Raw genomic sequence first — 22403 nt, forward strand, 5'->3', positions numbered from 1 at the left:
CCTCCGCGGACCGGCCGTCCGGCACCCGGTAGCATCAAGCTCATGACGGCGGCATGGGGTCCGGATATTCTTGGGCCGGATTTTGAGCAGCACACCCTGGAACTGGACGACGGCGCCGTGGCCACGCTGGTGCGGTACGCCGGCACCGGGCCGCGGCATGAAGATTCCCCCATCGATCCCGCAGTTGGTGCCGACGTCCTCTACGTCCACGGCTGGTCCGACTATTTCTTCCAGGAGCACCTCGCCCGGTTCTGGCACCAGCTCGGGGCCACCTTTTATGCGGTGGACCTGCGCAATTACGGCCGGAGCCTGCGGCCTGGCCAAATCCAGGGGGCTGTTTCCGGCCTTGAGATCTACGACGAGGAGATCAACGCAGCCCTGGCCGCCATGGGCAGGACAGAGGGCAGCACCAGGCCGCTGATCCTCCTGGGGCATTCGACGGGCGGCCTGACGCTCAGCCTCTGGGCCCACCGGAATCCCGGCAAGGCCACCGCATTGATCCTCAACAGCCCCTGGCTGGAGTTCCAGGCCACCGAGATCGGCCGCCTGGCACTGGCGCCGCTGGTGGGCATCGGGGCCCGGCTCCACCCGCTCGTGCCGCTGCCCGCCGTCGACTCTGGCAACTACACCCGCGCCGTATCCTCGGCGATGGACGGCGAATGGGACTACAACCCGCAGTGGCGCCCGGTTCGCGGATTCCCGCTCACGCCGTCCTTCCTGGATGCCGTATTCCGCGGCCAGGCACTCGTGGCGGGGAAGCTGGCCATCGACGTGCCGGTCCTGGTGATGCTCTCGGACAAAAGCTACCTTCAGCCGCGCTGGTCAGTGGACGCCCAGCATTCGGACGTTGCCCTGAACGTGGAGGCCGTAGCCCACCGCGCCCTGTCCCTGGGGCACACCGTCACAGTGCTGCGGATTCCGGATGCCTTCCACGACATTTTCCTGTCCCCGGCTCCGATCAGGAACCAGGCGTTCGCAGGAATGACGCGCTGGCTTCCATCAGCGCTCCCCACGCCCGGTTCCGGGCACCCCGGCAGCAACCACCGTCAACGATGGAGCGTCAAAGACCTCCTGGCCCGGGCTCAGTCCTGGAAGTACTCGATCTTGGCCCCGATGGTGTTCAGGCGCTCCGCCAGGTCCTCGTAGCCGCGCTCGATCACGTAGATGTTCCGCAGTTCGGAGACACCGCGGGCGGCGAGCATGGCCAGCAGGAGGCAGGCCGCCGGACGAAGCGCCGGCGGGCAGCCAACCTCCGCGGCGCGCCACTTGGTGGGCCCGTTGACGTAAATGCGGTGCGGATCCAGCAGTTGCACCTGTGCGCCCAGCTTGTTCAGCTCGGTCAGGTAGATGGCCCGGTTCTCGTACACCCAGTCGTGGATCATGGTCTGGCCGTGGGCGTTGCCGGCAATCACGGCGAAGAACGGCAGGTTGTCGATGTTCAGGCCGGGGAACGGCATGGGGTGGATCTTGTCCTCCGGCGCACGCAGCTCCGACGGAATGGTGGTCACGTCCACCAGGCGGGTGCGGCCGTTGCGGGCCATGTATTCACCGGACACCAGCAGCTTCTGACCCATCTGCTCCAGCGTGGCCAGCTCGATCTCCATGAACTCGATGGGCACGCGGCGGATGGTCACTTCCGAATGCGTGACGATGCCCGCGGTGATCAGGCTCATCGCCTCAATGGGGTCCTCGGACGGGAAGTACTCAATGTCGACGTCGATCCTGGGTTTTCCGGTGATCTTCAGCGTGGTGGTGCCCACGCCGTCGATCCGGACACCGAGCATCTGCAGGTAGAAGCAGAGGTCCTGGACCATGTAGTTGGGGCTGGCGTTGCGGATCACCGTGGTGCCCTGGCGGTGCGCAGCGGCCATGATGGCGTTTTCGGTGACGGTGTCCCCGCGCTCGGACAGCACAAAGGAGCGGTCCGCCGAATCGGCCGAAGGTGCCTGCACGCTGTAGAAACCGGCAGTTGCCTCAACGGCCAGGCCGAACTGGCGCAGGGCCTGCATGTGCGGCTCAACAGTCCGGGTGCCCAGGTCGCAGCCGCCGGCGTACGGGAGGCGGTACACATCAGACTCGTCCAGCAGCGGGCCCAGCAGCATAATGACGCTGCGGGTGCGGCGGGCCGCTTCCACATCCATGGACCCGAGGTCCAGAACGTCCGGGCGGCGCAGCTGCAGGTCCGTGGCGTTCAGCCAGGTGCACTCGACGCCGATGCTGGTCAGGACCTCCACGATCCTGTTGACTTCCTCGATCCGGGCCAGGCGCCGCAGGATGGTGGTGCCGCGGTTGATCAGGCTGGCACACAGCAGGGCAACGCCCGCGTTCTTGCTGCTGTTCACGTCCACGGCGCCGGAGAGAGTGTGGCCGCCTTCCACGCGGAGGTGGGTCATCTGCGGCCGGCCCACTTTGACAATGCTGCGGCCGAAGATGTCCTCCAGGCGCTGGATCATTTTCAGGCTCAGGTTCTGCTTGCCCTGCTCCATGCGGGCGATGGCGCTCTGGCTGGTTCCCAGCTCCGCCGCGAGCTGCCCCTGGGTCCAGCCCTTCTCGCCGCGGGCGTTGCGCAGGAGCGCACCAACATGTTCAGCAGTCTGTTGCGTCATAACTCAAAAATATCATGCATGAGTTACATCAGCGATTTATCCGGCCATTTCTGCATCAGGTGTTGACTGAATATCCGCTTCGTGAGATAAACCTCGGGCCAGCGTCGCAGGTCAGCCCTTCACGGCACCGCTGATCATTCCCCTGATGAAGTGGCGCTGGAACACCAGGTAGATGACCACCACGGGGACGATGATGATCACGGTTCCGGCGGCCAGCATCGGAATGTTGGTGCCGAACTGCTGGACGAATTTGCCAAGGCCGGACGGAGCCGTCCGCTTGGCAGGGTCCTGCAGCATGATCAGGGCCAGCAGGAACTGGTTCCAAGCCCACATGAAATACAGGAGTCCCAAAGTGGTGAGCGGCGCCCAGGAAACCGGCAGCAGCACGCTCAGCATGGTCCGCGGCGTCGACGCACCGTCCATTTCGGCGGCCTCCGAGAGCTCGTCCGGCAGCTGTTCGAAGTGGGAGCGCATCCACAGGATCCCGAAAGGCATAAACGCCCCCACCAGCGGAAGGATCACGGCAAGCTGGGTGTCCAGCAGCCCGGCGCCCTTCATTCCGAAGTACAGCGGAATGATAATCGCCTCATAAGGAAGTGCCATGCCCAGCAGGAGCAGGCCCATAAGCCAGTTCTTGCCCCGAAACGGCACGGTGGCGAACGCGTAGCCGGCCAGGCTGGCGCACACCAGGGCCACCGGGACCACCACCAGGGCAATAAGGGCACTGGAGGCCAGCAGCGAACTGAACCCTGCGGTGCTCCAGGCATTGGCATAGTTTTCGAAGTGCAGCTTGTCCGGCCACGCCAGGCTGACGGTCAGCGAGGACGGATCCTGCAGCGACGCCGCCACGATGGCAAGGAACGGCACCAGAACCGTTGCACTGGCTGCCACCAGGACGATCCACAGCAGCACGCGGCTGCCGGTCCTGGACGTCCGTTGCTTTGCGGGAGCCGCTGCTTTGGCGGTTTTGAGGGCCAGGGTGGTCATTTGCTCCTCCTGATCATGGCGTTGACCGTGCCCACGATTCCCACCACGATGACGCTGAGTACTACCGAGAGCGCACTGGCCGCGCCCACCCGGTTGTCCGAGAACACCAGCTGGTAGACCTGCACGCCGGGGACCATGGTGGTGTAGCCCGGACCGCCGCCGGTCATGACATATACGACGTCGAAACTCGCCAGCGCGGCGATAACCGTCACCGTGACAGCCACGCCAATTTCGCCACGGACCCCGGGAACGGTGATGTGCCAGAACTCCTGGAGGCGGTTGGCACCATCGAGCCGTGCCGCTTCGAAGAGGCTGGCGTCGATCTTGCCGATGCCGGAGAGGAACAGCAGGAAGCAGAGGCCGGTGGTGACCCAGGTTCCCACCAGCCCCACGCTGGGATAGGCCCAGTTGAAGTCACCCAGCCATCCCCGCGCCAGTCCTCCGGCACCCATGGCGTGCAGCACCTGGTTGAGGGGGCCGTCCGGGGAGTAGATCCACTTGAAAATCACGCCCACCGCTACCAGCGGCAGGATCTGGGGCAGGAAAAGTATGGTCCGCACAATCCCCAGGCCCCTTCCGCGGGACCCCGCGGTAAGGGCAGCCAGGGCCAGCCCGAAGATCAGCGGCAGGACCGTATAGAAGAGGATGAAACCGAACGCGTTCAGGATGGAGGACCGCAGCGCGGCGTCGGTGAAGACTTCCAGATAGTTGTCCAGCCCCACCCAAGTGGACGCCCCGATGCCGTCCCAGTCGAACAGCGAGATCCAGACGCTTTGGATCCAGGGCCCGACGACGAAGGAAAGATAGAAAACGAAAGCCGGAGCGAGGCAGCCCACGGCTGTCAGCCGCTGCCGCCGTCGGCGCTGGTTGGTGCGCCTGGCCGGCCGGTCAGCACCCTCTGCGGGGGCGGTGACCCGCCTGGCTTCCGGCGTGCCCTGCGTTGCCTGTGGAGGAATCCGCTCCCCCAGCGAGACTGCTCGCTCAGTAATCATCTCTGTCCGCTGTCGTCGTCGGGCCCGGGAGGCGTTACCCGTGGACTTTGGTCCAGTTGTCCTGAACGGCCTTGATGAAGTCGTCCGTACCGGCCTCACCTGCGATCAGCCGCTGCGTCTCCGCCGTCAGGGTCTTGTCCATGGTGGCTGTTGCGTTGTTGTTGAACGGGATGATGCCGTCAGCGTCCCGCAGTTCACCGAAGGCCTTGAGCAGGTCTGCCCTGACCGTTCCCGGTTCGGCAGTGACCACGGAGGTGTCCGCCGGCAGGAAGCCCTGCTCGAACTGCAGCTTGCCGGCCTCAGGGCTGGACATGAAGTTCAGGAACGCGGCGGCCGTGTCCTTGTTCTTGGACTTGGCGGAGATCGCGTAGCCCACGGAGCTGCCAATGGCCGCACGGGTCTTGCCGGGGAAGACGGCGAATCCGGCGTCGGACTTGAGTGCATCGGAAATCTTCGATGCATCCCAGTTGCCGTCCACGAAGAACAGCCCCTCGCCGGCGCCGAACTTGGCTACAGCGCCCTGCAGGTCCACGCTGTTGGCCGAGTTAGGGATGTAGCCCGCCTTGGTCCATTCCTGCAGCTTCTCCGCACCGAGCCTGTTGCCGGGTGTGTCGAAGGACGTTCCCTTGGTTCCGAAGGCCCACTTGGCAGCGTTCTCCGCGCCGTCTTCGGACTGGCCGATTGACTGGACAACGAAGGAGGCGTGGCCCTGGGCGTTGCCCAGCTGAAGGGGAAGCACTCCGGCCTCCTTGGCCTTGGCCATGTCTTCTTCGAGTTCCTTCAGGGTCTGCGGCGGACCGTCAATGCCCACCTGCTTGGCCAGTGCCTTGTTGTAGTAGAGGCCAACTTCGGAGAAGCCTGAGGGAACGGCGTAGAGCGGGCCGGATCCCAGGGTCTCGCCGTCCTCCGCAACACGCCATTGGCTCAGCCCGGACGCGGAGTAGGTGTCCTCCCAGCCGTAGGCCTCGCTGTATGCGTCCAGGTTCAGCACCAGGCTGTTCTTCACGGTGTTGCCCACAACGTTCATCAGTGCGATGTCCGGAGCCTTGTCCGAGTCGAGCTGGAGGTTGATGCCCTTGTTGTAGTCTTCAAAGCTTGTTGCCGTGACGTTGACCTTCACGTTGGAATGCTTCTGGGTGAACGCTTCGGCGATCTTCTTCGTGGCTGCACCGGATTCCGGCGTCGTTGCCAGTTCCAGAACCACGTCCGTTGAGGGGATTTCAGTTGAGATGGAATCGGGGGCGGCCGAAGGTGCCGTAGCAGCTGAGCCAGGTGCGCAGGCGCTCAGTGCAACCATGGCGGCGAGACCCAGGGCCGGCAGGGCAAGAGTTGATTTTTTCATTGCTCTCCTTGGTGATCATTCCTTTATGCAAGGACATTTCATAAAGAATGCTCTGGGCCGCGCCGACTGTCAAGAGCATTCCAGAAACCCAGTGACTGGACAAGCATGGCTACAATCGGGCTGTGAGCATAAAGCTGCCCTCCCCCAGCGACCCGGCGCTCCTGCGGAGCCTTAACCGGAGAACTATCCTGCGCACCCTTTTTGACTCGGATTCCCTGGAAACACTCGCCGGAATCGTCAAAAAGACCGGGGTGTCCAGGCCCACGGTGGAGGCCAGCCTGGCCGAGCTGGCGGAGCAGAAGTGGATTGAGGAACTGAGCCCTGACAGCTCGGGACCCGGCCGCCTGGGGCGTCCGGCCAGGCGGTTCAGATTCCGCAATGAGTTTGGAATTCTGGTGGGGCTGGATCTCGGGATCCATAAGATCCTCGTCAAGATCGCGGACACCAGGGGCACAGTGCTCCACGAGCACGTCTACCGCATGGACGGCACGTCTCCGGAGCAGTTGACTGTAGGAAAAATCCTGGAGGAAGTCAGGGCGGCAATTAATGGATCCGGCCACCGCGGTTCAAGGATCTGGGCCATGGGCTGCGGCTTTCCGGGCGTGGTTACGGCCGCCGGCGTTGTCCAGCGTTCAGTGGTGGTTCCGCATCTGACAGGGGTCAACCTTGCGGCGGAACTGTCCGAGCAACTGAACACCGTGGTGCTGGTGGAAAATGACGCCAACCTGGCCACCCTCGCCGAACACCGCGAAGGCGCTTCCCACGATGCCCGCTCGGTGGTGGTGGTGAAAACCGGGCGACGCATCTCCTCCGGCCTCATCATTAACGGCACCCTCCTCCGGGGCCACCATGGAGCGGCAGGCGAAATCGGAGCCCTTCCCATCCTTCGGTGGGCTGAAGCGCCGAAGCTGAAGGACGTCGTCGAGTACGGCCAGGCGCTGGGGGCCGGCCTCGCCGCCCTGGTTCTTGCCGTTGATCCGGAAGCGGTGGTGATCCAGGGCGAATTCAAGGACCAGGAAGCTGCCCTGCTGGCGGCCGTCCGCGCCGAGCTGGACAGGTTCTGCATCTATACGCCCTCGGTGCAGGTCTCGAAGCTCGGCGCCGGCGCCGTGGCTGCCGGTGGCGTCCACCTCGCCGGCGACCGCTTCAGGACGGACGTCCTGGGCCTTTCATTCGCTCAGTGACACCACAACCCCGGCTTTTCGAGCCTCTTCGGCAGCCCAAACCAGCCGGTGGGAGGCGAAACTGACCCGGGCGCCGCTGTCCACGGCAACCCCGTCAGTCCCTGCAGCCCTGCGGGCGTGAAGTGCCTGCAGGAACACTGAAACCAGTTCATCGTCCGCGCCGCCATGCCCATCCGCGGCCGACGCCCCACCGGGCCGGGCGGTGTCCAGGGTCTCGGAAGCGGCAGTGACAAAGTCATCAATCAGCAGCGACCGGCCGTCCCCGGTGATCATGCCCAGCGTGCCCATGATCCTTGTTTTCCGGAAGTCCAGCGGCGTGAAGGCGGAGACGGTCATGGAGGCGGTAGCGCCGTCGTCGAATTCAAGATTCACCACCTGGTGATCCGCAACGTCGTTATCTCCTGAGTACACGCACCGGCCGTACGGTCCGGTCCGGAGGGCCTCCATCACCGACTCCTCGGTGACATCCGGGGTCAGCACCGCCAGCGGCCAGCGCTCACCCAGCGGATCGCCAAGGAACCGCCTGTAGATCTTCGGCGCCGAGTACGCACAGGTATCGATCAGAGGGCAGTCCAGGCACCGTTCGGCGGCGTTGGCGGGACGGTTTTCCGGCTTGAAGTGGTACAGCCCGCCAAAGCTGCTGACCTTGCTGACGGGGCGGCCCACGATGTGCATCAGCCAGTCAGCGTCGTGGCTCGCTTTTGCCAGCAGCATGGAGGACGAATCTGCCTCCCGCGCCCAGTTGCCCCGGACGTAGGAGTGCGCAAAGTGCCACCAGCCGATCGGTTCCAGGTGTTCAACGGAGACAATCCGTCCGATCCTGCCCGAATCAAGGATGGCCTTCAGTTCGCGGGTGTAGCTGCTGTAGCGCATCACATGGCAGACCACCATCATGACGTTGTTGCGCTCGGCCGCTTCCACCATGCGCCGAGCGGCGTCCTCCTTCGGCGCCAGGGGCTTTTCCAGCAGGATGTCGTAGCCCTTGTCCGCAAAGGCTATGGCCGGCGCTTCGTGCAACCTGTCCGGTGTTGCGATCACGACGGCGTCAGCGGGCACGGGTGCCGCCAGCAGTTCTGGCCAATCATCAAAGCATGCACTCTCCGGCACGCCAAAGGTCCTGGCGAAAACGTCCCGCCGCGTCAGGTCCGGATCAACCACAGCCACCACCCGCGCGCCGAATTTCCCGGTTGCGATCCTTGCATAACTCGTGCCCCGGGACCCCGCACCCAGGACTACAAGATTGATTCCCCTGCCGATATCGGACTGACGCTCCACGGACGGACCTCTCTTAGAGAAACTTTATGCAATGAGCTTACATAAATAGGCTGTGCGCGTCACTGAAAATGCCTGAATACCTTGAGGAACCGGGAAATTGGCGGCCCCGCCGGAGCGGAATCCCGCCTAGGCCACGTCGATGAACACCGGGTTGGCGTAGAACCAGGTATCCGTCGGCCGCCCGCATGCTGTCGCGATCCAATGCCACCATCCCAGCGCTGGCCAAAGGCGGGCGGCTGCAGGGCTACAAAGATGCCCTCGAGGCTGCGGGAATCCAGTTTGATCCCGGCCTGGGCGTGGCCGCCCACCCGCCAGGCCTTGGCAGGATTCCATCTGCGGAAAAGAATTTTTAAGTTCCGTGTCGATCCACGGCCGGCCCGTTCGACGCCATAGTAGAAGGACGCAACCGCAGTCCTCGGATACCAAGGAGAAGTACCGTGAAATTCATGCTGATCATGCGCTCCACCGAAGAGGCCAAAAAGGCTTACGAGTCTGCCGACTTCACGGAAATCATCAATGCCATGGGCGCCTACAACGAACAGCTCATCAAGGCCGGGGTGCTGCTTGCCGGTGAGGGCCTGGCCGACGACATGAGTGAAGCCTTTGTGGTCGATTTTTCGACCGAAAACCCGATCGTCACCGATGGCCCGTACGGGGAAACCCACGAGCTGTTCAACGGCTTCTGGATCATCCAGACCGCCAGTAAGGAAGAAGCTGTCCAGTGGGCCAGCCGCTGCCCGCTGGGCCCGGGCAGCAAGCTCGAGGTCCGCCGGGTGACGGATATGAGCGATTTCGAGGACTTTTCCGACAACGAGTACCTGCAAAAGGAAGCCGGCTGGCGTGAGGAACTCAACCAGCCCTGATCCGAAGGCCGACGTGACCACGCCCGCGATCCAGCGCACCCTCGATGCGGTGTGGCGGATCGAAAGCGCCAGGATCGTCGCAACGCTCGCCAAGATGACCGGCGACATCGGCGTGGCTGAGGACCTTGCCCAGGAAGCTTTGCTCGATGCGCTGACGCAATGGCCGGAGTCGGGTGTCCCGGACAATCCGGGGGCCTGGCTCACGGCCGTTGGCAAGCGCAAGGCAATTGATTCCTGGCGCCGCCGCGAGCGGTTGGACGATCGCTACCGCGCCATTGCACAGAACCTCAAAGAGACCACAGAGGACGAGTGGCAGCCGATCCCCGACGATGTGCTCAGGCTCATCTTCATCGCCTGCCACCCGGTGCTCTCCCGCGAGGGACAGGTCGCTTTGACCCTGCGGACGGTGGGCGGCCTGACAACCGAGGAGATCGCCCGGATGCTCCTCATTCCTGTCGCCACCGTCCAGCAGCGTATTGTCCGGGCGAAGAAAACCCTGGCCGCCGCCAAGGTTCCCTTTGACACTCTCGAACCCGCTGAGTGGGGCGCACGCCTGAACGCTGTCCTGGGCGTGCTCTACCTCATCTTCACCGAAGGCTATGCCGCCACAACGGGAAACCGTTGGATCCGGACGGAGGTGGCCAACGAGGCCCTGCGCCTTGGCCGCGTGCTTGCCGGCCTGCTCCCCCGCGAACCGGAAGTTCACGGACTGCTTGCCCTGATGGAATTCCAGGCCTCTCGGTTCGCCGCCCGGGTCAACAACGATGGCAGCCCGATTCTGCTCCCGGACCAGAACCGGGCCCGCTGGGACCGGACACAAATCGGCCGTGGCGCCGCAGCACTGAAAAGTGCGGACTCCGTGGGGCGGGGCCGGGGGAACTACTGCCTGCAGGCTGCCATCGCGCAATGCCACGCAACGGCGCCCAGTTTCGAGGAGACGGACTGGCAGAAGATCGTGGTGCTGTATGAGGCCCTGGCTCGCCTGGCGCCGGGTCCCGTCGTCGAGCTTAATTATGCGGTGGCGGTTTCGATGGCGACGGGACCCGCCGCTGCCTTGAAAATCGTTGACCGCCTCGTTTCCGATGGCAACCTCCAGCGTTCACACCTGCTGCCCAGCATCAGGGGAGAGCTGCTCAGCAAGTTGGGAAGGATCGACGAGGCCAGAGCTGAACTGCTTCAGGCGGCGGAACTCACTGCCAACGACCAGCAAAAGGCCGTCCTGCTCGCCAAGGCAGCAAGCCTCTGACCGCAGGTACGGCAGCAGCCCGCCACGCCGACGTTTCCTCCGCTACAGCGTGACCCGTGTTGGCACAGGTTTTCCCGGTTTCGCTTCACGCAGGGACCCTTTCCACGGGCGGTTTGGGGAACGGCCCGGCGCCCCCTATTCTGGTGAAGTTCTTAAGTAAGGCTTACCTAAGCAGAGGGTGGAATGGCGGCTACGACGTACCGGGATGAGTGGGGCATTCCGCACCTGCGCGCGGATTCCGCCGATGAGCTGGCCTACCTGCAGGGCGCCAACGCTGCCCGGGACAGGTCCTGGCAGATCGAGATGGAGCGCTGGCGCTCTGAGGGCCGGACCGCGGAAATGCTGGGCAGCGAGGGCATCGGCTGGGACCGGTTCGCCCGGCAGGCCCGGCTGGATGACACTGCCCGGCGCTGCTTCGAGGCCCTGGATACCCGCACCCAGCGCTGGTGCACGGCGTACGTGGACGGCGTCAACGCGGCACTGGACGCCGGCACCCGGGATGCGTCCGAATTCACCGCCACCGGAACCTCGCCCTCGGCGTGGAACCCGTGGACGCCGCTGGGCGTCTTCCTGGTCCACCACATCCTGTTCTCCACGTTTCCCAACAAGCTGTGGCGCCGGCACGTGGCGGCGATGCTGGGTCCCGAAGCGGTGGATCCGTTCAACATCGAGGCCCGGGTGCTGTCCGGCAGCAACGCCTGGGCGGCACACGGCAACCGCACCGCGTCCGGGCTCCCCCTGATGGCCGGCGACCCGCATCGGCTGATGGAGCTGCCCGGCGTCTACCAGCAGGTGCACCTCGCCTGCCCGGAGTTCGACGTCGTCGGCTTCGCCTTCCCGGGCGTTCCCGGCCTGCCGCACTTTGCGCACACCGGAACGGTCGCGTGGGGCATCACCAATGCCATGGCCGACTACCAGGACCTCTACACCGAGGAGCTGAAGTACGACGGCGACACCCTCCTGGCGCTGGGCCCCGACGGTTGGGAGCCGGCAACCTTCCACACGGAGACCATCGTGGTCCGGGGAGGTTCCCCGGTGTCCGTTGACGTCATCGAGACGGCGCGCGGACCGGTGATTGAGGGCGGGCCCGACGGCGGCGCGCTGAGTCTGCGGACGCCCGCGCGGGTGGAGTGGCGGCTGGGTTTCGAGGCCCTCCTGCCGCTGCTGCACAGCCGCAGCGTGGGAGATGTTGAGGCCGCGCTGCAGGACTGGGTGGAGCCGGTGAACAGTGTCCTCGTGGCGGACACCGCCGGGACGGTCCGGCATTTTGTGGCCGGTCTGGTCCCTGAGAGGAATCACGAAAACCGGATTGTTCCCGTCCCCGCCGCTTCTGCCGGGCACCAGTGGAGTGGCAGCTACGTGCCGCTTCCCACCCGCCAGGTCACGGACGTCGCCGCCAGCGCGAACGACCGCGCAGCCGGCGGAGGGGACGCCGTGGCGTTCGAATTTGCCCCACTGCACCGCGCCAACCGGATCCTGGAACTGCTGGGCACTGGCCCGGAACGGACCGCCCTCGACGCCGGCGCCATGGAACGCATCGCACTGGACACCCGGCAGGGCCAGTGGCCTGCGCTCCGGGCCCTCCTGGCCCGGCTGGAACCGGCGCCCACGGCACCCGCTGATGCGCCGCCGTCGTACATATTGCTGGAACGCTTGCTCGGCTGGGACGGCGGGATGGCTGCGGGAAGCGAGGTGGCCGGCGAATTTGCGGCGTGGCGGAGTGCGCTGGTGCAGCGGCTCGCCGGCACGCCCCAGCTTCAGCCGCTTGCTGGCCCCACGGGGTGCGCGGACCTGTTCGCGCCGTGGCTGAATCCGGTGGCCCGCGTGGGCTTCGCGCTGGAGACACTGATCGACGCCGGTCCACGGCTGGGGATCGACGTGGAGGCCCTCGCGCTGCAGGCCCTCGAGGACGTTGCCTCCGAGGGTGACAGTTCCGTTTGGGGCGACCGCCATATCCTGCTCCCGGTTCACGCCCTCCAGGATTTCGGGCCGGACTTTCACGCCGGAGCGCCGCGGATTCCCGTTACGAAGCTGTCCGGTGACACCGGCTGCGTGCTGTCCACGGAGAGCGTTCCCGGCGCTGTTGACGGTTCCTTCCGCGGGCCGGTGGCCCGCTATGTGTGGGACCTTGCGGACCGTGCGAACAGCCGGTGGATCGTGCCGTTCGGAGCATCCGGCGGGCACACGCATCCGCACTTCACCGACCAGCTGCCGCTCTGGGCGGAGGGCAGGCAGGTCCCGGTCGTGACCGACTGGTCCGCCCTGGCGCCCGAGCCCGGAGACGCCGTCGAACCTTACCTTCCCGCCCATCACCAGGAGCAGCCATGAACGCCTTAGCCCCCACCGCACGCCGTCCGGTCTATGAAGAGGAACTCGAACTGTGGGGTGCCCTGCGGATTGTGGACCTCAACCCGGACGCGGATGCGGAGACCGTTCATGCGTGGGTGAGTGAGGAGCGGGCGCGGTTCTGGGGAATGCTGGGCAAGCCGGTGGAGGAGGTCCGGGACATCTACCGTTTTGTGGATTCGCTGGACACCCACCACGCGTTCCTGGTGCTGCTGGACGGCGAACCCGTGGCGCTGTTCCAGACGTACGAACCCCTGGAAGATCCGGTCTCCGAGGTCTACCCCGCCCGGGCAGAGGACATCGGCATGCACCTGCTGCTGGCGCCGCCGTCCCTGCCCAGGCCCCGGTTCACGCCGCGGCTGGTGGGCGCGCTGATCAACTTCATGTTCAGCGATCCCGCGATCGACAGGATCGTGGTGGAACCGGACGCCCGGAACGCCAAGGCACTGCAGCGGCTAGAAGCCACCTGCTTCGACTTCGGGCCCGTGGTGCAGCTGGCCGAAAAGGAGGCACAGCTGGCGTTCCTCACGCGGGAACGGTACGCGGCGGCCCCGTTCGCCTAGCGGATTTCCCGCTCCCCGGTTCCAGCGGGCGCTTCGCTGCTGGGCTCGTCTCCGTCGAAGGCGTCCCGGGCCTTTTCGATAGCGGGGAGGCTGGCCGACGCCCACAGGAGCAGCGCGTCCAGGGGTTCCCGGACCGTCTTCCCCAGGGGCGTAATCCGATATTCGACGGCGATTGGGCGGGAGCTAAGCAGGGTCCGCTCGATGATCCCGTTCCGTTCCAAACGGCGCAGCGTGGTGGTGAGGGACTTCTGCGAGACGTCGGGAATCGCGCGCCGCAGGTCATTGAAGCGGCACGGCGCATTGCACAGCTCGTTGAGGACGCTGAGGGACCACTTGTCCAGAATCTGGCCGATCAGTTCCCGGTGGGCTGGCGGCATCGCCACCTCGGGGTGGGTACTTGTTGATGTATCCGGCATGACACCTGGTTTCGTTGAAGTGACTTATTTACACCAAGTATAAAGAAGTTACTTACTCAGCTCGATCCCCAGGAGGACACCGTGACCGTGACATTTCTGAACCCCGAAGGCATGCTGCCGGGCGCCCCGTACCACCACGTTGCCGTGGGCACGGGAACCCGCCAGGTGCATGTAGCCGGGCAGGTGGCCCACACCCCGGACGGCTCCCCCGTTCCCGAAGACCTGGCGGGCCAGGTTGCCCTCGCGCTGCGCAACGTGGCGCGGGGACTGGCCGGAGCCGGGGCCGGATTTGGGGACGTTGTCCGCCTGACGTTCTACGTCACCGGCTGGCAGCAGGAGAAAATCGGGGAGTTTATGGCCGGAGTCCAGTCCGTAGCCGATGAACTGGGGCTGCCCACGCCCATGCCTCCCGCGTCGCTGATCGGCGTCGAAATCCTCTTCGAGCCCGGCGTCCTCGTGGAGATCGAGGCGACGGCGGTTCTGGACTAACCACTGCACGCAAGTTGGTTCCACCCACTTGAAATCCCGATCCTAAGTATGCTTATGATGTTCTAGGCCGCATGCGAACGGCCGCCAACCAGAGGAGGAACACCATGGGTTTGGGCGACAAGATTGAGAATGCTGCCGAGAAGGCAGGCGGCAAGGGCAAGGAAGCGGCAGGTACCGCTACCGGCGATGAGAGCCTGCGCAACGAAGGCAAGGCGGACCAGACCAAAAGCGATTTGAAGCAGGCTGGCGAAAAGGTCAAGGACGCTTTTAAGAAGGACTGACCGTACGGCATCGAAGGGCGCACCCAGCGAACGGGGTGCGCCCTTCGTTGCGTCTGGGGCAGGCTACGAAGGCCCGACCCGTCGCCACCCTAGCGCCCCGCCCGCGGGAACGGGATGGGCGCGCGGGTCTTCACGGTGCCGAACGCGAAGCTGGTGTCGATGGAGCCAATCCCCTCAATGCCGTGCAGCGTGGACCGGATGAAGCGCTCGTAATCCTCAAGGCTCTCCGCCACCACCCGCAAAAGGTAGTCGCAGTCGCCGGACATCAGGAAGCATTCCTGCACGTTGTCCGCCGCCTGGAGCCGCTCTTCAACCAGGGCAATCGTCGCCTTGGCGTGGGAGCTGAGCCTGAGTCGCACAAACGCCGTAACCGCCAAGCCGGCCGCGCGGTGATCAACCATGGCGGTGTACCCCGCAATAACCCCGCTGTCCTCAAGCTTCTTGACCCGCCTCAGGCACGGAGACGGAGTGAGGCCCACGACGTCGGCCAGCTCCTGGTTCGTTTGCCTCGCGTTACTGCGCAGCTCTTCAATGATCGAACGGTCTATGGAATCCACAGGACTTTCTTAGCAGAATCTGCCACGCAGGGCCATAATCCCGCACTTTTTCGCAAGCGTATTGCGCGGTTATTTTCCTAGGATTGCGCTGGGGCCGCTTCCGCGGCCTATCGGCTTCCTGAGTGAAACGAGCGCACCGCCATGGTTTCCGTACCCCGACAGCGGCTCCTGGGCTATCTGGCGATGGGCGCCACAGTGGCCATTTGGGCAGCGTTCGCGCTCAGCATGCGCGGCATTTCACTCTCCGCGCTCACGCCCATCGACGTGGCACTGATCAGGTTCGGCGTCCCCGTCCTCCTCTTCCTGTGGTGGCTGCGAAGGGCCGCACGGGACGTGAGGCTGGCGCCCAAAGCAGCCTGCCTTCTTGTTGTTATCGGTGCCGGGCTCCCGTTTTTCCTCCTGTCCACGGGGGGCGGCTCCCTGAGCAGCGCAACAATGGTGGGCGTTGTCATCCCGGGCACCGCTCCCCTGTTCGTGACCCTCATTGGCCGGTTTTTCCTGCGGCAGGCAGTCCCCCGGCGTTCGGTGGCGGGACTGATCCTGATCACCCTTGGCATCACAACGCTGGCAGCGGCCGCCCCATCAACTGTCCGCCCGCAGGCCCTGGCGGTCCTGGTTTTGGCCGGACTCCTGTGGGCGCTCTACACGCTGGGCCTCAAGGGCGCCGGGCTGCACCCCATCACGGCGACGCTCCTCCTCTGCATCCCGTCGCTGATCGGTACTGCGGCAGTCCTTGCCCTGGGCTGGGGAGAGAGCCACCTGGCCAGCGCTCCCCTGGAACAAACGGCCGGGTTCATCGCCGTCCAGGGCCTTGGCGTGGGCGCGATCGCCGGGCTGAGTTATGCCGCCGCAATCCGCACCATCGGGCCGGCGGCCGCCTCCAGCATCGGAGCAACCAGTCCGGCGCTGGTCACGATCCTTGCCGTGCCCGTCTTCGGCGAGCCCATCAGCCTGATCAGCAGCGCCGCTGTGGCGCTGGTCGTCAGCGGTGTGCTGATCGTCAATGCCAAGAAGTCCGCACCACGGAAAAAGGAGCAGCATGTCCTGGAACCTGCCTGAACCCCTGGAAGATCCGCTCTGGGCACTCGCCCGCCGCTGCGCCCTGGATCCCCGCCCCACCCGCATGGATCTGGTGCTGGGCGTGTACCGCAACGAGGACGGCCTGTCGCCGGTCATGGCAGCCGTCCTGGAGGCCGAACAGCGCCTGGTGGACAGGGCGCCGTCCAAGGAATACAAGGGCCTGGCCGGCAACCCCGCGTTTAATGCCCTGATGTCCGGCCTGATCCTGGGTCCCGAACTGGATGCCCGGCGGACCCGGGCCCTCCAGACCGTCGCAGGCACCGGCGCGCTTCGGATGCTGGCCGAACTTATAGCCCGCTCCAACCCGCAGGCCGCCATCCTGATCGGCACTCCCAGCTACGCCAACCACATCCCCATCTTCGAGGCAGCGGGCCTTGAGGTGCGTACGTACCAGTACCTCGACGCCGATGGAAGGCCCAGTGCGCCGTCCATCCTTTCCGCAATCAGGGGTGCCCGCAAGGATGACGTGATCCTGTTCCAGGGCTGCTGCCACAACCCCACGGGCACCGATATCCCTCCGGCGCTGTGGCAGGAAATCGAACACGCACTGGCCCAAACCGGCGTGATTCCCCTGGTGGACCTTGCCTACTACGGGCTGGGGAACGGGCTGGACGAAGACCTGGCCGGAGCCCGGACCCTGGCCGCTTCACTTCCCCGGGCCCTCATCGCGGTGAGTTGCTCAAAAGCGTTCAGCCTGTACAGCGAGCGCGCGGGCTGCGCCATCGTCGTCGCCGATTCCTCCGAGGCAGCCCGGGCGGCCGGAACGCTGGAGACCATTGCCCGGTCCGCCTACTCCCAGCCACCCGAACACGGCGCCGCAATCGTTGCCGAAATCCTGGCCGACCACAGCCTCGAATCGGCGTGGCTCAGCGAGCTCAACGCCATGCGCGAACGCCTCACACAGCTCCGCACCCGCCTGGTTGATGGACTGCAGGCAGCAGAACCGGACTTCAACTGGCAGCCGCTGGCTGAGCGCCGCGGCATGTTCACCACGCTCCCGTTCACCTCGGCCCAGATGGAGTACCTGGCCGGGGCGCACGGAATCTACGGCACACCGCAGGGCCGGATCAACCTCGCGGGAATCTCCTCCCGGAACCTTCCGCGCGTAGTCGAAGCAGTCGCCACGGCGACCCGAACAGCCGGGTCAGGAACCAATCCCGGGCGTCGCGCGCACGGCGTTGACGGCCCTGTCCGCAATAACCTGGGCGTCCGTTCCGGAATCAAGGATCGTGTTCCGGGCTGAGTCGGGATCAACCTGGACGGCCGTCACCGCGAGCGCTTCGGAGGACCCGGTGGTCAGCAGCGCGTCCACCTGGGCCGAGAAGCAGGAGTCGCTGGCCGTCGCATGAACGTCAAGCGCCACCACGTGGTTGCTGGAGACGAAGTTGCCTGTCCCGGCCGCCAGCCTGATGACAACGGGCGTGGCGCCGGCCGGCCGAACGCTTGCCGAATCGATGATCTGGGAGAAGTGGTTGCCCGTGACGGAGTTGTTGCTGCCGTTGATGCGCAAAAGCCCGTTGAGGTCATCCAGCCCGTTGTCGATTCCAAAGAACGGCGTCCACGGCTCATGATCGCGCAGGAAGTGGTTGGTGGCCACCAGGTTCTCGGAACTGTTCCCCTCGAGGATCACCATCCCGGGGTAGAACGAGTGCAGCCGGTTGTTGGTGACGCCGGAGCGCGTAACCCCGTCCAGGTGCACGCTGCTGGCACCGCGCGGGAAGACGTTGTTCGCGGTGATCAGCAGCCCGCCATGGTTCTGGGCATAGATGGAGTGGCCCTTGAAGCCGGCCCCCACCAGGTTGTCGGTGATCTTTGAGGCCTGGCCCCAGCCGCGCAGCTCAATGCAGCTTCCGCATTCGGCAATGAAGTTGTTGTGGATGGAAAGTGCGTCTGCGTTGTGGATGGTGAGTGCGTTTTCAAGGTAGACGAACCCCATGCCTTCCACACGGAAGGAATCGTTCTCGTTCGCCACGTAGATGCCGGTTTTGCCGTTGGCGTACGTGTTTTCCGGGTGCAGCTCCGAACCGTCAGCGGTGAAGTGCAGCCCGTCGATGCAGAAGTTGGAGAACTCCACCGAGCTGATCCGCGGGCTGCCCGTGCGCTCCACGTAGAACGCCGCACCCTTCGACTCCTCCGCGCCGGCTTCGAGGGGGATGTCCACCATAACGCGGCTCCCGCCGGGCCACAGTTCGTGCAGGTCCGGCCACTCCTCTTCGGGAACGTTAAAGCGGATGCTCGACGACGTAAAACCGTGCCCCGAGCCCTCGATCCGAAGGAAACTGACGTCGATCAGCACCTGCGTGCGAAGGCGGTAATCCCCCGGCGGAATGTAGATCACCGCCCCCGGCTTGCCGCCGTCGTTCACGTCCGAGGAGGCCTGCCGGGACTTGACGTCGGCAATGATGCTGTTGATGACCTGGCCGACGTCCTCGAACGGATCGCCCACCGGCCACGTTGTGACGTCGTAGCAGTTGCTGCCGCGCTTCACCGGGCCACCGCCTCACGCTGCGGGAGCTCCGAAAGTTCCGGCAGTTCCGCCAGCAGTTCCTCAGCCGTGGGAGGCTGCGCACCCGGGCGGCTGACGGTGATGGCCGCGGCCTTGGATGCCATGCGTCCCAGCGATTCCAGCACGGACGGAGCCAGGCCGTCCGCCCCGCGCAGAAGCAGCCCGTAAATCAGGGCGGCCATGTACGAGTCTCCGGCCCCGATGGTGTCCGCCACCACCGACTTAACCGGAGGTATATCCACCCGCGCACCGCCGGTGGCCAGCAGGGACCCTTCCGCTCCCCTGGTGACAGCAACCAGCCCGGTGCCCAGGGACAGCAGGTGCTCGGCGGTACTTTCGAGCGGCTGCCCCGGGTAGAGCCACAGGGCGTCCTCGTCGCTGAGCTTGACCACGTCCGTCAGCGGCACCAGCTCCTCGAAAATGGCCATCGCTTCACGGTGGCTGCCCAGCAGCGCCGGGCGGATATTGGGATCGTAGGTGACCACGCAGCGCCGGTGCGCCTGCTCAAGGAGCTCCTTCACTACCGCCGCGCCGGGTGCCAGGAAAGTAGCAATGGAACCCGTGTGCAGGATTTTGGGAAGCGTTGCCGGAGCCGTCCGCGGCAGGTCCCAGCGGATGTTGAAGTCATAGTGGGCCGAACCGTCCGGCGCCAGCACCGCGGTGGCCGTGGCGGTGGTGCCCTGGACCTTGGACCCGGGCAGGATTACGACGCCGGCACTCTGGACGTGTTCCTCGATCGCCGTGCCGTGGTGGTCATCGCCGATCGACGTCAGCAGGGCGGTATCCGCACCCAGCAATCCCAGTCCGTAGGCGACGTTCGCGGGTGATCCGCCCGGGTGCTCCACGGCGCCTCCGGCGGAGACCACGATGTCCACGAGCGCTTCACCCACCACCAGGACGTCGAAGTCAGGCTTCCGGTCATCGCCGGGGTGCTGCATTGCTGGCATTCTGGGACCTTTCGTACTGGTTGAGCCTTGAGACCGCGAGCTTCAGTATTGTTGCCTGGCCTCCCTCAACAGTTAGCCAATTTTCCTGGTTTTCAGCGTCCGGGAACACAAGGTCAGTCATAACCACCTTGCCGTCCTGGGCGAATACTTCCACCGAGCAGTGGTCCACCACGATGAGCAATCTGAGCACACCGTCCTCAAGGGCAACCGGCGCTGACTCCACCGAGGCGAATTTCCCGTGGAAGCCGGTGTTTCCTGATTTCCTGCGGTCAAGGAAGAGCTGGGCGGTCCCGACGTCGTAGCCAACCCTGGTGCCATCCTTCCCGTTGCTGCTGCTGAACAGCCGGAAATCCACGCGTCCGGCGCTTCCGGGGAGGATCTGAGCCTCGATGACCTGGGCGCTGCCCGGCACCGCATCCGGCAACCGGAGCGCTGAATCACGCAATTCGACGGGACCGGTTTTCAGCTGTTCGGCAGCGGGAGCCTTTCCCGGCGCAGTGGGTTCCCCAAGGACCGGCTGCTGGACCAGGCGGACAGTGCCGTCCACTGCCGTGAGCCGGACTTCGCGGGCCAGGGTCATAGAGGACCGCCAAGGGTCAGTGGGCAGTTCGTTGGCGTAGTCCCAGTTGTTCATCCAGCCCATGATGATGCGCCTGCCATCCGGCACGTTGCTGAAGGACACGGAGGCGTAGCAGTCCCGGCCCCAGTCCAGCCACAGGCACTGCCGCAACACGGCATTGTCCCCCACTGCGTCCGCCGCCGAAGAGTCCAGCCCGGGATCCGGGAGGGCGGACAAGCCCGTGGGCGCAACCACTGAACCTGCGTCTGGAACGAACCGGCCGCCGTCGAACTCTCCAATGAAGTACTGGCCTCCGGAACCGCCTGCCACGGCCCCGGGATTAACGTTGACGATCAGCACCCACTTGATGTTCGCCGGGTCCCCGTCCACTGCCAGCGGGAACAGGTCCGGGCACTCCCATTCGCCGGCGTCCGAGTTGGCCGGGCCGAAGTGGCTGAGGAACTCCCAGGACTTGAGGTCTTCCGAGCGGTAGAAAACCACCTTCTGCTCCAGGGCTTCGACGGCCACCATGATCCAGCAGGCACCTTGCTCCCCCTCGTAGCGGAAGACCTTGGGATCGCGGAAGTTGGCGGAGTCCCGGGTGAGGACGGGGTTCCCCTGGTATTTCGTCCACGTCATTCCGGCGTTGGTGCTGTAGGCGAGGGACTGCGCCTGGATACCGCTATAAGGGGACGCCGCCTTGAAGGCGCTGGTGTAAATGGCCACCAGCGCAGGCTGGTCCGCAGTGCCAAGCCCTGACGTGTTGCCGTGGTCGAGCACCACGCTCCCGGAGTAGATGTCCTCCACGTCATCGCCGGCAATGGCCACCGGATGCTCCGTCCAGTGCAGCAGGTCCCGGGACGTGGCGTGCCCCCAGGACATGTTGCCCCAGACGTTGCCGTACGGGTTGTTCTGGAAAAACAGGTGGTACACGCCGTCGTGGAAAATGAGGCCATTCGGGTCATTCAGCCAGGTATCCCGCGCCGTGAAATGGACGGCAGGGCGGAACCTGGAGGTGCTGCCCGGGGCTGTTTCCGGGCGTGCGGCATCAAGGCGGCTGGACATGTCTGGCGGTCCTCTGGGAAGAAGTGGAAGGGCTGGGCTGTTTACTGCCGGGGTGCTGCGATGGAATCGCGGCTCACCAGCGGGCAGCCCAGGATGGTCGGGTGGAGAGCCATGAGCGACAGATCGGTTTTGCCCTCGACGGCGTCAATCAGGTGTTCGGTGGCCCAGGCACCCATGTTGTAGTGCGGGAGGGCCACCGTGGTCAGGCCCGGGTAGAGGTTGGCGGCGATCAGTTCCTGGTCATCGAAGCCAACAACGGAAAGGTCCGCCGGGATCGCGAGTCCCAGCTCGGCCGCGGCACGGTAGGCGCCCATGGCCATCCGGTCGTTGTAGCAGAACAACGCGGTAGGCATATCGGCGCGGTCTTCCCGGGCGAGGATCCGCCGGGCCGCCTCGTAGCCGCCCTGCACCTCGGAGACCTCGGATTCCACAGGTGCCGCGCCGCCGTCGAGCCCTGCTTCGGTCAGCGTGGCACGGAAGGCGTGGAGCCGCTGGTGGGTGGCGGGGACGTCGTCGGTGTTGTTGATGAAACCGATCCGGGTGTGCCCCGCCTCGAGGAGCGCACGCACCGCGGCGCGGGCACCGCCCTCTTCATCTGGGATCACCGCCGTGATGTTCCCGCCGACGGCCACGGAGTCCACCAGCACCGACGGCACACTGCCAAGGTTGGCCGGCAGCTCCACGTTGCGGTGGTACATGGTGGCGTAAAGGATGCCGTCCACCCGACGCTCCAGGAGGGCCTCGACGTCGGCCTGCCGGGATTCGAGGCTGGCCGAGCCTGAGGTGTTGATGATCATGAGGTTGTACCCGCGGGCCTTGGCGGCTTCCTCGGCACCGAGGATGATCCGGCCGGCGTGCGGGGTGGTGGCGATGTCCTCGCTGACCAGGCCCAGCATGCCGGTGCGCTGGGTACGCAGGGCCTGCGCCAGGCGGTTGGGACCATAGCCGAGTTTCTCGGCGGCGCTCCTGACCTTGTCCTTGGTTTCGGCGCTGATCCTGGCGTAGGAGACCTCGTTGAGGACGTGCGAGACGGTAGTGACGGATACGCCGGCGGCCACGGCCACGTCCTTGATGCCGATGTTCTTGTTACTCATCTGCG

22 protein-coding genes are annotated in these 22403 nt (G+C 65.2%); 11 read left to right on the plus strand and 11 right to left on the minus strand.

Annotated elements, in window-relative coordinates; translation table 11 throughout:
* Positions 1–42 precede the first annotated feature (42 nt).
* Positions 43–1146 (plus strand): alpha/beta hydrolase, encoded by a 1104-nt coding sequence (locus tag ACPJW8_RS16470; protein WP_330189245.1) that lies wholly within the window; start codon positions 43–45, stop codon positions 1144–1146.
* Here the strand turns inward: ACPJW8_RS16470 and ACPJW8_RS16475 are convergent.
* The 4 genes from ACPJW8_RS16475 to ACPJW8_RS16490 all read right to left on the minus strand — a co-directional run bounded on the left by ACPJW8_RS16475 (position 1083) and on the right by ACPJW8_RS16490 (position 5927).
* Complete coding sequence (locus tag ACPJW8_RS16475) at positions 1083–2606, minus strand: UDP-N-acetylglucosamine 1-carboxyvinyltransferase (protein WP_330189244.1); 1524 nt, start codon at positions 2604–2606, stop codon at positions 1083–1085. The genes ACPJW8_RS16470 and ACPJW8_RS16475 overlap by 64 nt on opposite strands.
* A 111-nt stretch (positions 2607–2717) precedes the next feature.
* On the minus strand, positions 2718–3593 hold the full coding sequence (locus ACPJW8_RS16480; RefSeq protein WP_330189243.1) for a carbohydrate ABC transporter permease: 876 nt from the start codon (positions 3591–3593) through the stop codon (positions 2718–2720).
* Positions 3590–4585 (minus strand): sugar ABC transporter permease, encoded by a 996-nt coding sequence (locus ACPJW8_RS16485; protein WP_330189242.1) that lies wholly within the window; start codon positions 4583–4585, stop codon positions 3590–3592. Before ACPJW8_RS16485 ends, ACPJW8_RS16480 begins: the two co-directional genes overlap by 4 nt.
* Before the next feature lie 34 nt (positions 4586–4619).
* Positions 4620–5927, minus strand: a complete 1308-nt coding sequence (locus ACPJW8_RS16490) for an extracellular solute-binding protein (RefSeq protein ID WP_330189241.1) — start codon at positions 5925–5927, stop codon at positions 4620–4622.
* Positions 5928–6049: 122 nt separating this feature from the next.
* Here ACPJW8_RS16490 and ACPJW8_RS16495 point away from each other — a divergent pair, with 122 nt between their 5' ends.
* A complete protein-coding gene (locus ACPJW8_RS16495; RefSeq protein WP_330189240.1) occupies positions 6050–7111 on the plus strand; it encodes an ROK family protein in 1062 nt (353 codons plus the stop codon).
* On the opposite strand, the gene ACPJW8_RS16500 is transcribed toward ACPJW8_RS16495, so the two are convergent.
* Positions 7097–8386 (minus strand): Gfo/Idh/MocA family oxidoreductase, encoded by a 1290-nt coding sequence (locus tag ACPJW8_RS16500; protein WP_330189239.1) that lies wholly within the window; start codon positions 8384–8386, stop codon positions 7097–7099. The two genes, ACPJW8_RS16495 and ACPJW8_RS16500, sit on opposite strands and share 15 nt — an antisense overlap.
* Before the next feature lie 185 nt (positions 8387–8571).
* Here ACPJW8_RS16500 and ACPJW8_RS16505 point away from each other — a divergent pair, with 185 nt between their 5' ends.
* From ACPJW8_RS16505 to ACPJW8_RS16525, 5 genes are all read left to right on the plus strand, one after another.
* On the plus strand, positions 8572–8739 hold the full coding sequence (locus ACPJW8_RS16505; protein WP_330189238.1) for a hypothetical protein: 168 nt from the start codon (positions 8572–8574) through the stop codon (positions 8737–8739).
* 84 nt (positions 8740–8823) lie between these two features.
* Positions 8824–9249, plus strand: a complete 426-nt coding sequence (locus ACPJW8_RS16510) for a YciI family protein (protein ID WP_330189237.1) — start codon at positions 8824–8826, stop codon at positions 9247–9249.
* Positions 9227–10495, plus strand: coding sequence for an RNA polymerase sigma factor (locus tag ACPJW8_RS16515; RefSeq protein ID WP_425256370.1), 1269 nt, complete (start codon positions 9227–9229; stop codon positions 10493–10495). Before ACPJW8_RS16510 ends, ACPJW8_RS16515 begins: the two co-directional genes overlap by 23 nt.
* A gap of 183 nt (positions 10496–10678) precedes the next feature.
* The gene (locus tag ACPJW8_RS16520; RefSeq protein WP_330189236.1) at positions 10679–12823 is read left to right on the plus strand and encodes a penicillin acylase family protein; all 2145 of its coding nucleotides are present in this window, start codon (positions 10679–10681) and stop codon (positions 12821–12823) included.
* Positions 12820–13404: a GNAT family N-acetyltransferase gene (locus ACPJW8_RS16525; RefSeq protein WP_330189235.1), complete on the plus strand. Its 585-nt coding sequence runs from the start codon at positions 12820–12822 to the stop codon at positions 13402–13404. The genes ACPJW8_RS16520 and ACPJW8_RS16525 overlap by 4 nt, the downstream gene beginning before the upstream one ends.
* On the opposite strand, the gene ACPJW8_RS16530 is transcribed toward ACPJW8_RS16525, so the two are convergent.
* Positions 13401–13820 (minus strand): helix-turn-helix domain-containing protein, encoded by a 420-nt coding sequence (locus ACPJW8_RS16530; RefSeq protein WP_330189234.1) that lies wholly within the window; start codon positions 13818–13820, stop codon positions 13401–13403. The two genes, ACPJW8_RS16525 and ACPJW8_RS16530, sit on opposite strands and share 4 nt — an antisense overlap.
* An 81-nt stretch (positions 13821–13901) precedes the next feature.
* Here ACPJW8_RS16530 and ACPJW8_RS16535 point away from each other — a divergent pair, with 81 nt between their 5' ends.
* Entirely contained in the window at positions 13902–14309 is a 408-nt protein-coding gene (locus ACPJW8_RS16535; RefSeq protein WP_330189233.1) for a RidA family protein, read from the plus strand.
* Between the two features lie 104 nt (positions 14310–14413).
* A complete protein-coding gene (locus ACPJW8_RS16540; protein WP_330189232.1) occupies positions 14414–14590 on the plus strand; it encodes a CsbD family protein in 177 nt (58 codons plus the stop codon).
* Between the two features lie 89 nt (positions 14591–14679).
* On the opposite strand, the gene ACPJW8_RS16545 is transcribed toward ACPJW8_RS16540, so the two are convergent.
* Positions 14680–15147 (minus strand): Lrp/AsnC family transcriptional regulator, encoded by a 468-nt coding sequence (locus tag ACPJW8_RS16545; protein ID WP_330189231.1) that lies wholly within the window; start codon positions 15145–15147, stop codon positions 14680–14682.
* 141 nt (positions 15148–15288) lie between these two features.
* Here ACPJW8_RS16545 and ACPJW8_RS16550 point away from each other — a divergent pair, with 141 nt between their 5' ends.
* Both ACPJW8_RS16550 and ACPJW8_RS16555 read left to right on the plus strand, forming a co-directional pair.
* Positions 15289–16206 (plus strand): DMT family transporter, encoded by a 918-nt coding sequence (locus ACPJW8_RS16550; RefSeq protein WP_330189230.1) that lies wholly within the window; start codon positions 15289–15291, stop codon positions 16204–16206.
* Positions 16187–17470, plus strand: coding sequence for an aromatic amino acid transaminase (locus ACPJW8_RS16555; protein WP_330189229.1), 1284 nt, complete (start codon positions 16187–16189; stop codon positions 17468–17470). The genes ACPJW8_RS16550 and ACPJW8_RS16555 overlap by 20 nt, the downstream gene beginning before the upstream one ends.
* Here the strand turns inward: ACPJW8_RS16555 and ACPJW8_RS16560 are convergent.
* Genes ACPJW8_RS16560 through ACPJW8_RS16575 form a run of 4 tightly spaced genes read right to left on the minus strand, consistent with a single transcriptional unit; the run spans position 17372 to position 22398 of the window.
* A complete protein-coding gene (locus ACPJW8_RS16560; protein ID WP_330189228.1) occupies positions 17372–18715 on the minus strand; it encodes a NosD domain-containing protein in 1344 nt (447 codons plus the stop codon). The genes ACPJW8_RS16555 and ACPJW8_RS16560 overlap by 99 nt on opposite strands.
* The gene (locus tag ACPJW8_RS16565) at positions 18712–19680 is read right to left on the minus strand and encodes a carbohydrate kinase (protein WP_330189227.1); all 969 of its coding nucleotides are present in this window, start codon (positions 19678–19680) and stop codon (positions 18712–18714) included. The genes ACPJW8_RS16560 and ACPJW8_RS16565 overlap by 4 nt, the downstream gene beginning before the upstream one ends.
* Positions 19652–21304 (minus strand): glycoside hydrolase family 32 protein, encoded by a 1653-nt coding sequence (locus ACPJW8_RS16570; RefSeq protein ID WP_330189226.1) that lies wholly within the window; start codon positions 21302–21304, stop codon positions 19652–19654. Before ACPJW8_RS16570 ends, ACPJW8_RS16565 begins: the two co-directional genes overlap by 29 nt.
* Before the next feature lie 41 nt (positions 21305–21345).
* A complete protein-coding gene (locus ACPJW8_RS16575) occupies positions 21346–22398 on the minus strand; it encodes a LacI family DNA-binding transcriptional regulator (protein ID WP_330189225.1) in 1053 nt (350 codons plus the stop codon).
* Positions 22399–22403: the final 5 nt, after the last annotated feature.

The organism is Pseudarthrobacter sp. J47 (assembly GCF_049810315.1).
Classification (GTDB): Bacteria; Actinomycetota; Actinomycetes; order Actinomycetales; family Micrococcaceae; genus Arthrobacter.